14 protein-coding genes are annotated in these 14,938 nt (G+C 66.9%); 8 read left to right on the top strand and 6 right to left on the bottom strand.

The features are described from left to right. Nucleotides 1-11 precede the first annotated feature (11 nt). Entirely contained in the window at nt 12-545 is a 534-nt protein-coding gene (locus KWG56_RS09180) for a DUF1003 domain-containing protein (protein WP_219354524.1), read from the top strand. A 43-nt stretch (nt 546-588) separates the two neighbouring features. Here KWG56_RS09180 and KWG56_RS09175 read toward each other — a convergent pair whose 3' ends face one another. Beyond that, the gene (locus tag KWG56_RS09175; protein WP_219354523.1) at nt 589-1,164 is read right to left on the bottom strand and encodes a superoxide dismutase family protein; all 576 of its coding nucleotides are present in this window, start codon (nt 1,162-1,164) and stop codon (nt 589-591) included. A gap of 122 nt (nt 1,165-1,286) precedes the next feature. Between KWG56_RS09175 and gyrA the strand changes: the two genes are divergently transcribed. The 5 genes from gyrA to KWG56_RS09150 all read left to right on the top strand — a co-directional run bounded on the left by gyrA (nt 1,287) and on the right by KWG56_RS09150 (nt 7,398). Further along, nucleotides 1,287-4,061 (top strand): DNA gyrase subunit A, encoded by a 2,775-nt coding sequence (gene gyrA / locus KWG56_RS09170; protein WP_219354522.1) that lies wholly within the window; start codon nt 1,287-1,289, stop codon nt 4,059-4,061. 170 nt (nt 4,062-4,231) lie between these two features. Next, nucleotides 4,232-5,032, top strand: coding sequence for an aminotransferase class IV family protein (locus KWG56_RS09165; protein ID WP_244999446.1), 801 nt, complete (start codon nt 4,232-4,234; stop codon nt 5,030-5,032). A gap of 62 nt (nt 5,033-5,094) precedes the next feature. After that, nucleotides 5,095-5,583 carry a pantetheine-phosphate adenylyltransferase gene (gene coaD / locus KWG56_RS09160; RefSeq protein ID WP_201099381.1) on the top strand — a complete coding sequence of 163 codons (489 nt, stop codon included), beginning with the start codon at nt 5,095-5,097 and terminating at the stop codon, nt 5,581-5,583. An 8-nt stretch (nt 5,584-5,591) separates the two neighbouring features. Next, nucleotides 5,592-6,467: a peptidylprolyl isomerase gene (locus KWG56_RS09155; RefSeq protein ID WP_219354521.1), complete on the top strand. Its 876-nt coding sequence runs from the start codon at nt 5,592-5,594 to the stop codon at nt 6,465-6,467. Between the two features lie 22 nt (nt 6,468-6,489). Further along, nucleotides 6,490-7,398: a peptidylprolyl isomerase gene (locus KWG56_RS09150; protein WP_219354520.1), complete on the top strand. Its 909-nt coding sequence runs from the start codon at nt 6,490-6,492 to the stop codon at nt 7,396-7,398. Here KWG56_RS09150 and KWG56_RS09145 read toward each other — a convergent pair. Continuing rightward, complete coding sequence (locus KWG56_RS09145) at nt 7,395-8,510, bottom strand: Ppx/GppA phosphatase family protein (protein WP_219354519.1); 1,116 nt, start codon at nt 8,508-8,510, stop codon at nt 7,395-7,397. The two genes, KWG56_RS09150 and KWG56_RS09145, sit on opposite strands and share 4 nt — an antisense overlap. A 146-nt stretch (nt 8,511-8,656) precedes the next feature. Between KWG56_RS09145 and hspQ the strand changes: the two genes are divergently transcribed. After that, nucleotides 8,657-8,965 (top strand): heat shock protein HspQ, encoded by a 309-nt coding sequence (gene hspQ / locus KWG56_RS09140; protein ID WP_219354518.1) that lies wholly within the window; start codon nt 8,657-8,659, stop codon nt 8,963-8,965. A 57-nt stretch (nt 8,966-9,022) separates the two neighbouring features. Next, nucleotides 9,023-9,898, top strand: a complete 876-nt coding sequence (gene phhA / locus KWG56_RS09135) for a phenylalanine 4-monooxygenase (RefSeq protein ID WP_219354517.1) — start codon at nt 9,023-9,025, stop codon at nt 9,896-9,898. 3 nt (nt 9,899-9,901) lie between these two features. Here the strand turns inward: phhA and astB are convergent, their stop codons facing one another. Genes astB through KWG56_RS09115 form a run of 4 tightly spaced genes read right to left on the bottom strand, consistent with a single transcriptional unit; the run spans nt 9,902 to nt 14,906 of the window. After that, nucleotides 9,902-11,239 carry an N-succinylarginine dihydrolase gene (gene astB / locus KWG56_RS09130; protein ID WP_219354516.1) on the bottom strand — a complete coding sequence of 446 codons (1,338 nt, stop codon included), beginning with the start codon at nt 11,237-11,239 and terminating at the stop codon, nt 9,902-9,904. Next, the gene (astD, locus tag KWG56_RS09125; RefSeq protein ID WP_219354515.1) at nt 11,236-12,651 is read right to left on the bottom strand and encodes a succinylglutamate-semialdehyde dehydrogenase; all 1,416 of its coding nucleotides are present in this window, start codon (nt 12,649-12,651) and stop codon (nt 11,236-11,238) included. Before astD ends, astB begins: the two co-directional genes overlap by 4 nt. Continuing rightward, nucleotides 12,648-13,655 carry an arginine N-succinyltransferase gene (locus tag KWG56_RS09120; protein WP_219354514.1) on the bottom strand — a complete coding sequence of 336 codons (1,008 nt, stop codon included), beginning with the start codon at nt 13,653-13,655 and terminating at the stop codon, nt 12,648-12,650. The genes astD and KWG56_RS09120 overlap by 4 nt, the downstream gene beginning before the upstream one ends. After that, nucleotides 13,656-14,906: a hydrolase gene (locus KWG56_RS09115; RefSeq protein ID WP_219354513.1), complete on the bottom strand. Its 1,251-nt coding sequence runs from the start codon at nt 14,904-14,906 to the stop codon at nt 13,656-13,658. Nucleotides 14,907-14,938 lie beyond the last annotated feature (32 nt).

The raw sequence follows: 14,938 nt of genomic DNA, 5'->3' as shown, positions 1-14,938 counted from the left end.
CAGGAGCTGTCATGTCCCACATCCCTGTGGACCCCGACCACGTATCCCGGCGCTGGTTGGGAAAGTCGTCAAAAGACCTGCAGGCCAATGAAGCCAGCGTCGTGCGCCGCGCCGCCGAGCGACGCCCCATCACCGAAGACATCAATGAGACCTTCGATCAGGAGCAGAGCTTCGGCGATCGTCTGGCGGACCGCGTGGCCTCGTTCGGCGGGTCCTGGCCCTTCATCATCGCGTTCGGCGTCTTCCTGCTGGTCTGGACGGCGCTGAACATCGTCCTGCGCAAGGATGCGTTCGACCCCTATCCCTTCATCTTCCTGAATCTGGTGCTGTCGATGCTGGCGGCGGTGCAGGCGCCGGTCATCATGATGAGCCAGAACCGGCAGGCGTCGAAGGACCGGCTGGATGCGGGCAACGACTATCAGGTCAACCTGAAGGCCGAGATCGAGATCATGGCCCTGCTGGAGAAGGTCGAACACCTGACCGCGCGCCAACAGGAACAGACCGAACTGATCCAGCGGCTGCTCCAGGACAGAAACGCCCGCTGAACCGAAGTCCAGCGGGCGCGCTCGCCTTCAATGAAAGGGGGTTCTAGCTGGCCGTCAGCGCCGCGCAGGCCACGCGGTCGCCCGCGCCGCCGATGGGCTGGCTGCTATGATCGTCAGGGTTGGCGTGGATGATGATGGCCGAGCCGTCGGCGTCCCACAGCCATTGGCCGGGACCCTCGGTCGAAATCCGGGCGCGGGTGGTGAAGACCTCGGCGTTCACCTTGCCGTCCGCACCGGCGAAGACATTGGGCAGGTCGCCGTCATCAGGACCAGCGGGGTTCAGAAGCCCGTGGGGCTGTTTCGGATCGCCGTGATTGATGTGGGCGCCGGACGAGGTGAAGGGCGCCTCACAGGCGGCGGTGGCGTGGATGTGGATGCCATGCCAGCCGGGCGTCAGGCCCGAGGCCTCGATCTTGATCAGCAGGCCGGTCGATCCCTGGCGCAGTTCGACATGGCCGATGTTGGCGCCCTGGGCGTTGACCAGAACGGCCTGACCCGTCGTGCCGACAGGCGCGCGTTCGGCGTGGGCATGAGGGCTGTCGGCGGTCGAGGCGCAGGCGGCGAGCGGGGCCATCGGCACGGTCAGGGCCAAGGCGGCGGCGAGCATGGGCAGACGCATATGGAAAGTCCTTTCAGAGACGGGCTTTCACGGCGACGTCGCTTTGCCACCGAGCCCCTTGAATGCTAGAAATCGTCACAACGGATCACGTTCCGATTCCGGCCGCATAAAGCCACGCTTCATTGACCGACGACAGCTACGAAAACGCCGCGACCCCGATTAACAGCGGAGGCGGCGGCTCCGACATTTCCACGATCACGATTGAGGACGAACTGAAGCGTTCGTACCTCGACTACGCCATGAGCGTGATCGTCTCGCGGGCGCTTCCTGACGCCCGTGACGGCCTGAAGCCGGTTCACCGTCGCATCCTGTATTCGATGCACGACCTGAACATGACGCCGGAGCGCAGCTATTCGAAATGCGCCCGCGTGGTCGGTGACGTGCTGGGCCGGTTCCACCCCCACGGCGACGCCTCGGTCTATATGGCCCTGGTGCGGATGGCGCAGCCCTTCTCGATGGGTCTGATGCTGGTCGACGGCCAGGGCAACTTCGGCTCGGTCGACGGCGATATGCCCGCCTCGATGCGTTACACCGAGGCCAAGATGGCCCCGGCGGCTGTGGCCCTGATGGCCGACATCGACAAGGACACCGTCGATTTCCAGCCGAACTACGACGAGAAGGAACTGGAGCCGGTCGTTCTGCCGAGCCGGATTCCGAACCTGCTGGTCAATGGCGCGGGCGGCATCGCCGTCGGCATGGCGACGAACATTCCGCCGCATAACCTGGGCGAGGTCGTGGATGCGGCCCTGGCCCTGCTGGACGATCCCAACGTTTCCGACGACGCCCTGCTGGACATCGTGCCCGGTCCCGACTTCCCGACGGGCGGCGAGATCATGGGCCGCACGGCGCCGCGCAACGCCCTGCGCGACGGTCGCGGCTCGGTCATCGTGCGCGGCCGCGCCTCGGTCGAGGAGATCCGCAAGGACCGCGAAGCCATCGTGGTCACGGAACTGCCGTTCCAGGTCAACAAACAGACCCTGATCGAACGCATCGCCGAAATGGTGCGCGAGAAGCGTCTGGAAGGCATTTCCGATGTTCGCGACGAATCCGACCGTCAGGGCATGCGGATCGTCATCGAGCTGAAGCGCGACGCCTCGGGCGATGTGATCCTGAACCAGCTGTGGCGCTATACCGCCATGCAGTCGTCGTTCGGCGTCAACATGCTGGCGCTGAACCACGGTCGCCCGGAACAGATGGGCCTGCGCGATCTGCTGCAGATCTTCCTCGACTTCCGTGAGGAGGTGGTGGTCCGCCGCGTCAAGTTCGAGCTGAACAAGGCCCGCGACCGCGGCCATGTGCTGGTCGGTCTGGCCGTCGCCGTCGCCAATATCGACGAAGTGATCCACATCATCCGCTCGTCGGCCGACCCCAGCGAGGCGCGCGAGCGTCTGCAGGCCAAGGCCTGGCCGGTGGGCGACATGATGGCTCTGGTCGAGCTGATCGCCGACCCCCGCACAGTCATCGTCGAGGGTGACAAGATCCGCCTGACCGACGAACAGGCCCGCGCCATCCTGGCCCTGACCCTGTCGCGCCTGACCGGCCTGGGTCGCGATGATATCTTCGGCGAGGCGCATAGTCTGGCCGATACGATCCAGGGCCATCTGACCATCCTGTCGGACCGCAAGAACGTCCTGGCCATCATTCGCGACGATCTGATCGACGTGAAGGACAAGTTCGCCGTTCCGCGCCGCACCCTGATCGGTGAAGGCGACGGCGAGATGGAGGACGAAGACCTGATCCCGCGCGAGGACATGGTCATCACCGTCACACACAGCGGCTATGTCAAACGCGTCGCCCTGAACGCCTATCGGACCCAGCATCGCGGCGGCAAGGGCCGCAGCGGCATGTCGATGAAGGATGAGGACGCGATCACCAGCGTCTTCAGCGCCTCGACCCACACGCCGGTCCTGTTCTTCGCCACCAACGGCAAGGCCTACAAGCTGAAGACCTGGCGCCTGCCGCTGGGCAATCCGCAGTCGCGCGGCAAGGCCTTTGTGAACCTGCTGCCCATCGAGCCGGGCGACAGCATCATGAATGTGCTGCCGTTGCCTGAGGACGAGGCGACCTGGGGCGACTACGACATCATGTTCGCCACCTCGACGGGCGACGTGCGCCGCAACAAGCTGTCGGACTTCGCCACGGTGAACCGCGCGGGCAAGATCGCCATGAAGCTGGAAGGCGAGGACCGGATGGTCGGCGTGGGCCTGTGCACGGCGGACGACGACGTGCTGCTGACCACGGCGCTGGGCCGCGCGATCCGCTTCAAGGCCGACGACGTGCGCGTGTTCAAGGGCCGTGATTCCACCGGCGTTCGGGGCGTGCGTTTGCAGGACGGCGACGAGGTCATCTCCATGGCCATTCTGGGCCGCGTGGACGCGACGCCGGAAGAACGCTCGGCCTACGTCAAACACGCCAACGCCATGCGTAAGGCGCTGGCTGGCGCAGATGCCGAGGATGATGCAGCGCCGGTCGAGGCCGAAGATGAAGTTGCCGACGCCGTCCTGTCGGTCGAGCGGATCGCGGAGCTGGGCGCGGCTGAGCAGTTCATCCTGACGGTCACGGACTCCGGCTTCGGCAAGCGGTCGTCGGCCTATGAATATCGCCGCACGGGTCGCGGCGGTCAGGGTCTGACGGCGCACGGTCTGGGTGGACGCGCAGGCACGCGCCTGGCGGCGGCCTTCCCGGTCGAGGAGACCGACGACCTGCTGCTGGTCACCTCGGGCGGTCAGATGATCCGCACCCGCATCGATCAGGTCCGCATCGTCGGCCGCTCCAGCCAGGGCGTCACCATCTTCCGCACCGGCAAGGACGAGAAGGTCGTCTCGGTCGAACGTCTGCCCGAAAGCGGCGGCGATGACGAAGCCGATGCTGTCGGCGAAGAGGGCGGCGAAGCTTAAGGCCTAACCCTCTCCCGCCGGGAGAGGGCTTGAGCGCACGGCGGCGTAGTCGTCGTTCTGGCGCGAAAGGGTGAGGGGCGTTGAAGCGAGATGGCTCAACGCAAAACCCTCATCCGGCCCTGCGGGCCACCTTCTCCCGACGGGAGAAGGACAGGAAAGGGGGAGCGAGCGTGTTGTCGGAAATCCTGATCGACGGCTGCCCCGCTCGTGCCGACGACCTCAGCCATTTTGTTCTGTCCAACTATGGCGCCTTCACCTCCATGCAGGTCGAGGACGGGGGCGTGCGGGGCCTGGACCTGCATCTGGCGCGTCTGGAGGCCGAGGCGGTGGAGTTGTTCGGCGTCGCCGTGCCGCAGGCTTTGTTGCGCGAGCGAATGCGACAGGCCCTGGATGGTCGTGGGGGCCGGTTCAGCCTGCGGGTCAATCTGTTTTCAGAGGCGATCAGCCTGCGGTCGCCGGATGCGGTGGTTCAGCCGCGTGTCCTGACCACGCTTTCCCCGCCTGCCTCGGCCCTGACCAAGCCCCTGCGGCTGAAGACGCAGATCTATGCGCGCGAAGTCCCGGACCTGAAACACGCCGCGACCCTGGGCCTTACCCGCGCGCGGCGTCTGGCGGCGCAGGCCGGTTTCGACGACGCCCTGTTTGTTGATGCGGACGGACGGATATCCGAAGGCAGCATCTGGAATATCGGCTTCATTCAAGGCGACGCTCTGGTCTGGCCAGAGGCGCCGATGCTGGGCGGAACGGGGCAGGGGCTGCTCCAACGCGGCGCCGCAGAGGTCGGCTGGAGCAGCGCGACACGTCCGATCCACTTAAGTGAACTGGCCGATTTCGACGCCGCCTTCATCTGCAACAGCGCCACACCGTCCTGTGCGGTGGCGGCGATTGATGATCATTCCTTCAGCACATCCGACGCCCTGATGGTCCGATTGAATGACCTCTGGCGATCAAACCCGTGTCAGACGATCTAGGCCGCTCATTTCGCACCTGCTAAGTGGCGGTCAACAGCGGGCGACAGGCTGGGGAGAAACGCATGCGTATCGGTCTATATCCGGGCACCTTCGATCCGGTGACGAACGGCCATACCGACATCATCAAACGGGCGCTGAAGCTGGTGGACCGGCTGGTCATCGGCGTGGCCCAGAATGATGAGAAGGGGCCGCTTTTCTCCACCGCCGAGCGCGTCGAGATGCTGCGGGCCGAGGTTGCGCCGCTTGGCGGCGACATCGTGGTCCAGCCCTTTTCGACCCTGCTGATGCATTTCGCCGAAGAACTGGACGCCAGCGTCATCATTCGGGGTTTGCGCGCGGTCGCCGATTTCGAATACGAGTTCCAGATGACGGCCATGAACCAGCGCCTCAATCAGGACATCGAGACGGTGTTCCTGATGGCTGATCCGCGGCATCAGGCCATTGCTTCACGGCTGGTCAAGGAAATCGCCCGTCTGGACGGCGCGATCGACAGTTTCGTCAGCCCTGCCATCGCCGAACGCGTGCGGGCCAAGGTCAAGAACAAGGGATGAGCTCTGGAATGCGTCTTGGTGTAATCGCGGCGGCCGCCGCCGCTCTTCTCGCGTCCGGCGTGGCGTCGGCTCCGGCCCTGGCTCAGACGGGGGGCCAGACGGGGGCCTCGGCTGCCGACTGGCGCACGGTCGATCCCGATAATCTGCTGGTCATAGACACCAACAAGGGCCGGGTTTTGGTGGAGCTGTCGCCGCTGGCGGCGCCGAACCATGTGGAGCGCATCCGCACCCTGGCCAATCAGGGCTTCTATGACGGACTGAAGTTCCACCGGGTGATCCCGAACTTCATGGCCCAGACCGGCGACCCCAAGGGCACCGGCGAGGGCGGCAGCGAATTGCCGGACCTGAAGGGCGAGTTCAGCTTCCGCCGGGGTCGTGACGCGGGCTTCACCCAGGTCGAGAACGCGGGCCAGGGCATCGTCGGTCTGGTGGGAACCCTGCCGGTCCAGACCCAGCCGAACGCCCAGATGATGATCACGTCGGACTTCAAGGTCGACGCCAACGGCCTGTTCTGCCCCGGCGTGTTCGGCATGGCCCGCGCCAGTTCGCCCGACAGCGCCAACAGCCAGTTTTATCTGATGACCGGCGCCAACACGAACCTGAACGGCATCTACACCGCCTTCGGCCGCATCGTGTCCGGCCTGGATGTGGTCCGCAGTCTGAAGGCGGGTTCGGAGGCCCAGGACGGCAAGGTGACCGACCCGGACACCATGACTCATGTGCGCATGGCCTCGGCCATCCCGGCAGCCCAGCGTCCGACCGTGCGGGTGCAGAACACTGCCAGCGCCGCCTTCGCCCAGCACATCGAAGAGACGCGCACGGCCAAGGGCTCCAGCTTCAACATCTGCGACGTTCAGCCCGTGGCTGAAGTCAGCGGGGGCTGATCAACACGATGAAGGCGGGGGCATGGGCATGAAACGGATTCTGTTGGCGGGGGCCGTGCTGGCCCTGCTGAGCGGCGCGGCCCAGGCGCGGCCGGTTGAGGCGCAGCAGGCCGAACCGGTGTTCCCGCCGCCGCCGCCCGTGCCGACGGAATGGCGCACGATCCCGCCGCAGAACCTGTTGGTCATCGAAACGACCAAGGGCCAGATCCTGGTCGAACTGGCCCCCCAGATCGCGCCGGGTCATGTGGAGCGAATCCGCCTGCTGGCGTCGCGCGGCTTCTACGACAATCTGACCTGGCACCGGGTGATCGACTGGTTCATGGCCCAGACGGGCGATCCGCTGGGCACCGGCGACGGCCAGAGCTACTACCCGGACCTGAAGGCCGAGTTCACCTTCCGGCGCGGGCCGGACATGCCGTTCGCGCCGGTTGCGACCCCGATGGGATCGGTTCTGGGCTTTGTCGATTCCGTGCCGGTTGAGACCCAGCCGGATGCGGCCATGGCGGGAACGCCGGATCGCAAGGTTCATGGCTGGGGCCTCTATTGCCCCGGCGTCGCGGGCATGGCGCGTGACGAGGCCAATGACAGCGCCAACAGCCAGTTCTTCCTGATGCGTCAGGCCTATCCTTCGCTGGACAAGCGTTACACCGTCTGGGGGCGGGTGGTGTCCGGTCTGGACGTGGTGCGGGCGCTGAAATCCAGCCCCAATCCTGACGGCATGGTCGAAGGACCGGACCGGATGACGCAGGTGCGGGTGGCGTCGGACCTGCCCGTGACGGCGCGTCCGTCGGCGGCGGTGCTGAACACCACCTCGGCGACTTTCGCCGCCATCGTGGAGCACGCGCGTCAGGCCAAGGGCGCAGACTTCTCCATCTGCGATATTGAACTGCCTGTGCGCGTGACCTCGCCGACGGCGGCGCCCGCCGCTTAGGCGGTCGCCGCTGCGCCCTTGCCGCCGCGACCCCGTCTGCGCCGACGACGGCGTGAGGGGCGGACGGGTTTGCTGGCTTCGCGCATCTGCTGCAGCAGCAGGCCTTCGCGCAGGCCCCGGTCGGCGACGCGCACGCGTTCGGACGGCCAGGCGCGTTGAATGGCCTCAAGGATCGCCGCGCCCGCCACCACCAGATCGGCGCGATCGGGACCGATGCAGGCCTCCCTGGCGCGGCCTTCTGGGCCCAGGGCCTTCAGCCGGTCAGCCGCCGCCTCGCAATCGGCGCGCGTCATCCACAGGCCGTCGACCCGGTCACGGTTGTAGCGCGGCAGTTTCAGGTGGATGCCCGCCAGGCTGGTGATCGCGCCCGACGTGCCGACCAGATGGCCCCGGTTCTGGGCGAACAGGTCGCGGATTTCCGGCTGGTCGATCCCACCCGCCGCAATGGCCAGGCCCATATCGGCGACCATGGCCTCGTACCAGTCTTCACCGGCGTTTGTGGGCTCGGGGTGACGTTCGGCCAGGGTGACCACGCCCAGAGGCGCCGACATCCAGGCGGTGGTCGTGAAGCCTTCGCTCTCGCGCAGCAGCCAGGCCAGTTCTGTCGATCCGCCGCCCACGTCGATGACCAGTGCGGCCTGCGCCTTGGGGTCGATCAGGTTCAGACAGCCCTCGACCGCCAGCCGTGCCTCTTCCGCCGGGTCGATGATGCGAAGTTTCAGGCCGGTGCCCAGGCGCACGCGTTCGATGAACTCGGCCCCGTTGGCGGCGGCGCGGCAGGCCTGGGTGGCGACGGCGCTGAGACGGGAGGGATCGACGCCCTTTCGCGCCACCCGCTCGGCGCACAGGGCCAGGGCGTCATAGGCCCGGTCCATCGCGCGGTCGTCCAGCCGCCCCGTCAGGGACAGGCCTTCGCCCAGCCGCACAATGCGACTGAAACTGTCGACGACGCGGAAGCCCTCACGCAACGGGCGCGCGATCAGCAGTCTGCAATTGTTGGTCCCCAGATCGAGCGCGCCAAAGAGCGGCGCATCCCGACCCGACGCATCCCGATTGCGGGATGGCTGGGACCGCTCGTCGCGCCGTCGTGGCGCGCCGTGGGTCTCCGGCATGGGCCGTATCCAATGTGGGCGGTCCAAAGCGGCGCCCGTCGGGTCGAACCTAACCCGAGGCAATCGTCCGCGCCAAGCCAATCTGTCAGGAAGATGAACGGGCCTGTGGGCGTCCGCTTCAGCCCACGGAGCGTATGAAGGTCATCATGACCCAGATTCACACCACGCGCTTCAGCCTCGGCCAGGTCGTTCGGCACCGCGACGACGCCTTTCGCGGCGTCGTGATCGACGTTGATGCGGGCTATGCGGGGGCGGTCGGCGAAACGGGCGACGTCTCGCCGGAACAGCCCTTCTACCGCGTCTTCGCCATAGGCGACGCAGGCGGTTTCGTCGCCTATGCCGCCGAGGCCGTGCTGGAGGACGACGCCGATCAACTGACCGTCGCCGACGAACAGCGGTGGTTCACCATTGACGCCAAGGGGCATCACGCACCGCTGGACATGCGACTGCACTGACCCTTGGAAGCGAGTGGGGTGGATGGCTATATGCCCTCAAAAGAGGAACCGCTCTCCATGTCTGATTTCGAGCACGTCTTCGAAAAACCCCCGGAAGGCGCCGCCGCCGACTGGACGATCCCGCAGAACTGGGCCGCCTATACCGAGGTCGAGCACCAGACCTGGGACACCCTGTACGCCCGCCAGATGAAAATCCTGCCGGGCCGCGCCAGCCAGGCCTTTCTGCGGGGGCTGGAGGCGCTGGACCTGAACGCGGGCGGGATACCCGACTTCGACGTCATCAATCCCAAGCTCCAGGCCCTGACCGGCTGGACGGTGGTCTGCGTGCCGGGGCTGGTGCCGGACGAGGTGTTCTTCGACCATCTGGCCAACCGCCGCTTCGTGTCGGGTCAGTTCATCAGGAAGCCGGATCAGCTGGATTACCTGCAGGAGCCGGACATCTTCCATGATGTCTTTGGCCATGTGCCGATGCTGACTGATCCCGATTTCGCCGCCTACATGGAAGCCTATGGCAAGGGCGGACAAAGGGCGGCGTCATTGGGCATGCTGCCGAATCTGGCGCGTCTGTACTGGTACACGGTCGAGTTCGGCCTGATGAAGGAGGCTGACGGCCTTCGCATCTATGGCGCGGGCATCGTGTCGTCGGCGACGGAAAGCGTGTTTGCGCTGGACGATGCCTCGCCGAACCGCCTGGGCTTTGATCTGGAGCGGGTGATGCGGACCCTGTACCGGATCGACGACTTCCAGCAGGTCTATTTCGTCATCGACAGCATCGAGGCGCTGAAGGAAGTGACGCTGAAGGACTTTGGTCCCGTCTATGCCGCGTTGAAGGGGCAGGATGATCTGGCCATTGAAACCATACTGCCGACCGACAACGTCATCACTCACGGCACCCAGGCCTATGCCGAAAACGGCGGGCGTTTCGCCGCCTGACCGTCAGGGGCGCTGGAACGGATAATAGTCGGCGCCCAGGTCCAGAACGCCGGTCAGTTCGTCCAGCGCGCCACGGCTTTCATCCAGCAGCTTGGGATCGGCCAGATCAGCGGGGCGAAGTTCGTCGCGATACCAGCGGTTCGCCCAATCCGACAGGCGCGCGTGCAGGGCGTCGGTCAGGCGCATGGCGGGGTTGGTCGCCGCCAGTTCCGCCTCGTTCAGCACGACGCGCAGACGCAGACAGGCGGGGCCGCCGCCGTTCCGCATCGACTGGCGCACATCGACATACTGGACGCGGCCGATGGGGCCGTTGGACCTGGCGATCCGTTCAGCGACGGCATGGCTTCGCGCGTTGTCGCGGGTTTCTGTCGGGCAGATCAGGGTCAGACGGTCTTCGCCCGGAACCTGGATCAGCATGGAGTTGAACAGATAGCTTGAGATCGCGTCGGCCAGGGGCAAATCGGCGTTCGAGACCTCGACGAATTGGGGTTCGAACAGGCCGTCGGCGGCGCGACGGATGGCGGCCTTGGTCGCGTCCGTGTCCTCAAACGCCAGTTCGTGGAAGAACAGGGTGTCCAGCGCCCCGACGCAGACCACGTCGTTATGGAAGGTCCCGCCCGCGATGGCGGCGCGCGACTGCTGGGCCAGGACGGGGCGTCCGGCCTCATGGCGGCGGACGATGGCCTCGGAGGCCTGGCGCGTCTGGCGGGCGGGGAAGGGGCCGTCCCATGCCTCGAAGGCGTCGCGACCCCAGACCAGCAGATTGACCCCGCGACCGCCGTGCGTGGCGCACAGGCGGACGTGGTTGGCGGCGCCCTCGTCGGCCAGATGGGCGACGGCGGGCAGGGCGTCGTGGACGGCGAACCGGGTCGCGTCCGGGAACAGGGCGTCCAGCGCCCGCTTCGTCTGCTGATGCTCCAGACTGCGGTGCAGATTGGTGTGCAGGTTGGCGGGGGTGAAATGCACCCGTCCGTCAGCGGCGTCGCTGGACGGCGTCACGGTCGCGGCGTTGGCGGCCCACATGGGCGAGGCGGAACAGGCGGCGGCGGCGAAGGACGGCGCGTTTCTCCATGCGCGTTCCAGCACCTGTCCATCCGTGCCGGAGAAGCCCAGCGACCGCAAGAAGGGGATGTTGGGCCGTTCGTGCGGGGGCAGGACGAACTGGGGCAGGCCCAGGTCGGCCAGGAGCTTCATCTTGTCGAGGCCCTGCAACACCGCCGCGCGCGGGTTCGACGCCTCGCCCTTGTTCAGGCTGGAGGCCAGATTGCCCGGCGACAGGCCCGCGTAGGAGTGGGTCGGCCCGATCAGACCGTCGGCATTGGCTTCGACAGCGGTGTTCATCGCAGCCCCTTGATCTCGCCTTCGATGTTGGCGACCGCATCGGCTTCGAAACTGGCGACCGGATAGGCGCAGTAGTCGGCGGCGTAATAGGCGCTGGGGCGGTGGTTGCCGCTGGCGCCCAGTCCGCCGAAGGGCATGTCGCCCGCAGCGCCCGTGGTCGGACGATTGAAGTTGACCACGCCCGCACGGATGCGGCGGATGAAGTGGTCCCAGGTCTTCGGATCATCGCTGACCAGACCGGCGGACAGGCCGTAGCGGGTGGCGTTGGCGGCGGTGATGGCGGCCTCGAACGTCGGGACACGGATGACCGACAGGAAGGGGGCGAAGATTTCTTCGTCCGGCACGTCGACGCCGGTCACGTCGATGATGGCGGGTTTGACGAAGGCGCCGGGCAGGTTGGCGACAGGACCCGAGGCGCGAATGACCTTGGCGCCCATGTCGATCCGTTCTTGAAGCGCCTTCAGGGCCGCCTCCGCCGCGCGGGCGGAGATCAGCGGCCCGGCGTAGGGTTCGGGATCGCTGTCCCACGGGGCGAAGTTCAGGCGGTCGGACAGGGCGGCGACGGCCTCGATGACGGCGTCGCCTTGCGCGCCTTCCGGCACGATCAGACGGCGCGCGCAGGAGCAGCGCTGGCCGGTGGTGATGAAGGCGGACTGAACGGCGATGCCCGCCACGGCCTGTGCGTCCGCCGCATCCCAGACGACCAGCGGATTGTTGCCGCCCAGCTCCAGCGCCAGGATGACGTGGGGATCGTCCGCGAACTTCCTGCGGAAATGCGCGCCCGCCGCGCCCGAGCCGGTGAACATCAGGGCGTCGATGCCGGCGTCCAGCAGGGCCGCTCCTGTCTCACGCCCGCCCTGAACCACATTGACCGCGCCGGTCGGCAGGTCGGCGGCGGCGAAGGCCTCGGCCATCACCTGACCGACCAGGGGCGTCTCTTCCGAGGGTTTGAAAACCACCGTGTCGCCCGCCAGCAGAGCTGGGACGATATGGCCGTTGGGCAGATGGCCGGGGAAGTTGAACGGGCCAAGCACCGCCGCCACGCCATGCGGGCGGTGGCGCAGGGTGGCGCGGCCAAAGCCCGTGTCGCTGGTGCGCTCGCCGGTGCGTTCGTCATAGGCGCGGATCGAGATGTCCACCTTGCCGATCATGGCTGCGGCTTCGGTTTTCGTCTCCCACAGCGGCTTGCCAGTTTCGCGGCTGATGGCCTCGGCGATTTGGGGGGCGCGGTCCTTCAGCACGGCCTGATAGCGTTTGACGGCGTCGATCCGCTCGGCGCGCGGACGGTCGGCCCAGTCGGGGAAGGCGGCGCGGGCGGCGTCGACGGCGGACTGGACCTGGGCTGGGCTGGCGGCCTGGCCCTCCCAGTTCACGGCTTCGGTCGTGGGATCGATGGATTTGAAGACGGTCATGATTTCACACGGATCGTTGCGCCGTTTCTGATCTTCAGCGCGGCGGCGGTTTCGGCGGTCAGGCGGGCGATCTCGCCGTCGATGTCGCATTTGGCGCGCACGGCGCGGAAGGCGGCGATGCTGTCGGTCGAGATCAGGGCGGGCAGTTCGGCCTCGACATGGTCGGTGATCTCCAGCCGCAACTGACGCGCATCGCGCACGGTGCGGATGTTGTCGCGGCCGCAAGAGACCGTGGGACCGGCGTCGAAAATGTCCACCAGACCGTTGGGCCGGAACCCTTCGCTTTCCAGCAGGGCCATCGCGGGCACGCCCTGCGGATGGACCTTGCCGATCACGGCGCGGGCCGGTTCAGGCAGCAGTTCGGTGTAGATCGGGTGGCGCGGGGCCAGGTCGAGGATGAACTGTTTGTCGGTGGAGCCGGTCATCCGGTCGGCGTCGTCGAACTCCATCGGGAAGAATTTGTGCGCCACATGGTCCCAGAAGGGGCAGGCGCCGTCTGGCGTGAAGACGCCGCGCAGTTCGGCCAGCACATTCTCGGCGAACAGTTCGGGCTGGGCGCCGATCAGCATGTAGCGCGACTGGCTGAGCAGACGCCCCGCGCCGCCCTTGCGCCGGTCGGCCTTCAGGAACAGCGACCCCACCTCGGTCCAGCCGGTGCATTCATTGACCAGCACCAGGGTCTGGTGATCCAGTTTGACCCCGATGGACGGCGAAGACGCCGTATTGTTCACCACGCGGAACGAGAAGAAGGGACGTTTCAGGCCGACCGTCGCCTTGACCGACCCGACGCCGTCGATGTCGCCGGTGTCGCCGTCCTCCAGCATCAATGTGTACCAGGCCTCTTGAGGCGCGACCTGGCCGCGGAAGCTGGCCTGGCTGAGCTCCAGCCGTTCGGACAGGGCGTCGGGGTCTTCGGTCAGGCTGGTGAAGCCGGGACCGGACAGGATGGCCAGTTCCAGCAGGTGGTCGAGATCAGCGGGACCGGCGGGGCGGACGACAAGCATTCAGAGGGTTTCCATCCGCAGGGATTTCAGTTTGGCCGCGTCAATCTCGCCCGAGGCGATCTTGCACAGGATCAGGGCGCTGAGCTGGGCGCGTTCGACGAAGCTGTCGGGCCAGGCGAACTCCTGATCCGAGTGAATCTCTCCGCCCCGGACGCCCAGGGTGTCGATATTGGGCAGGCCTGCAGCGTGCAGGTTGTTGCCCTCGCAGACGCCGCCCGACGGTTTCCAGGCGATGGGCTGGCCCAGCAGGGCGCCCGCTTCCTTGACGGCCTCGAACAGGGCGGTCTGGGCGGCGTCCATCGGCTTGGGCGCGCGGGTGAAACCGCCGTGCAGGTCCAGCGTCAGCCCCTCGAACGGCGGCGCGGCGGCGATGGCGCGGACCTGGGCGTCGATCCAGTCGGCGGCGGCCTTGTCCGGCACACGCACGTTGAAGCGGACCACGGCGTTGTCGGCGACGACGTTCAGGGCCCCGCCGCCCGCGATCTTGGCCACATTGACGGTGACGCCTTCATGCTGGCCGTTCAGGCCATGCAGGGCTGCGGCGATGATGGCGGCGCCCGCCACCGCATTGCGGCCCTCGTCGAAGGCGCGGCCCGCATGGGCGGCGCGGCCGGTGACGATCAGATGATAGTTGCCGCTGCCCTTGCGAGCGCCCGCCAGGGTGCCGTCCGCCAATGCGGGCTCATAGGTCAGGCCGACATGGCCGCGCGCGCCCAGTTCCGCCAGCAGGGGCGCCGAGGCGGGCGAGCCGATCTCTTCATCGGGGCTGAGCAGCACGGTCCAGCCGACGCCGTGACGTTCGGGATGGGTTTCGAAGGCCTCAAGCGCGGCCAGAAGCACGCTGATCCCGCCCTTCATGTCGGCGACGCCGGGACCGTTCAGGGCGCCGTCCGCGCGGGTGGTCACGGTCTGGAACCGGCTGTCGGCGGGAAAGACGGTGTCGTAGTGGCCGGTCAGCACGACCTGGATCGGCGCCTGGGGGCGGGCGGTGATCTTCAGGGCGTCGGCGTGGGCTTCCTCGCGCACCGAACCGTCGTCGGTGACGGTGGTCGAGCCCTGGGTCGGTATGCGCTGGACCGTTGCCGGCAGACGGCGGGCCTCGGCCTCCAGCACATCCAGCATAGTGTTCAGCCCGGCGGCGTTGCGGCTGCCGGAGTTGATGTTCGCCCAGTCGATGGTGCGGGCGATGATGGCCTCGCGCCGCGCGGCGACGTGATCGAGGACGGCCTGGTCAGAAATCAGAATCCGCATCGGTCGGACCCTAGACGCGGGGCGGGCAAAGG

The sequence above is a fragment of the Brevundimonas nasdae genome, from assembly GCF_019395145.1.
GTDB lineage: Bacteria > Pseudomonadota > Alphaproteobacteria > Caulobacterales > Caulobacteraceae > Brevundimonas > Brevundimonas nasdae.
The sequence above is the reverse complement of the archived record's forward strand: the minus strand, read 5'-3'. Positions and strand labels throughout refer to the sequence as shown.

What these genes read in the sequence shown, in the direction of transcription:
- astB (WP_219354516.1), bottom strand. Translation starts at nt 11,239, where the DNA reads ATGAACACCGCTGTCGAAGCCAATGCCGACGGTCTGATCGGGCCGACC.
- KWG56_RS09115 (WP_219354513.1), bottom strand. Translation starts at nt 14,906, where the DNA reads ATGCGGATTCTGATTTCTGACCAGGCCGTCCTCGATCACGTCGCCGCG.
- KWG56_RS09155 (WP_219354521.1), top strand. Translation starts at nt 5,592, where the DNA reads ATGCGTCTTGGTGTAATCGCGGCGGCCGCCGCCGCTCTTCTCGCGTCC.
- KWG56_RS09145 (WP_219354519.1), bottom strand. Translation starts at nt 8,510, where the DNA reads ATGCCGGAGACCCACGGCGCGCCACGACGGCGCGACGAGCGGTCCCAG.
- KWG56_RS09180 (WP_219354524.1), top strand. Translation starts at nt 12, where the DNA reads ATGTCCCACATCCCTGTGGACCCCGACCACGTATCCCGGCGCTGGTTG.
- KWG56_RS09120 (WP_219354514.1), bottom strand. Translation starts at nt 13,655, where the DNA reads ATGCTTGTCGTCCGCCCCGCCGGTCCCGCTGATCTCGACCACCTGCTG.
- phhA (WP_219354517.1), top strand. Translation starts at nt 9,023, where the DNA reads ATGTCTGATTTCGAGCACGTCTTCGAAAAACCCCCGGAAGGCGCCGCC.
- KWG56_RS09175 (WP_219354523.1), bottom strand. Translation starts at nt 1,164, where the DNA reads ATGCGTCTGCCCATGCTCGCCGCCGCCTTGGCCCTGACCGTGCCGATG.
- astD (WP_219354515.1), bottom strand. Translation starts at nt 12,651, where the DNA reads ATGACCGTCTTCAAATCCATCGATCCCACGACCGAAGCCGTGAACTGG.
- hspQ (WP_219354518.1), top strand. Translation starts at nt 8,657, where the DNA reads ATGACCCAGATTCACACCACGCGCTTCAGCCTCGGCCAGGTCGTTCGG.
- KWG56_RS09150 (WP_219354520.1), top strand. Translation starts at nt 6,490, where the DNA reads ATGGGCATGAAACGGATTCTGTTGGCGGGGGCCGTGCTGGCCCTGCTG.
- coaD (WP_201099381.1), top strand. Translation starts at nt 5,095, where the DNA reads ATGCGTATCGGTCTATATCCGGGCACCTTCGATCCGGTGACGAACGGC.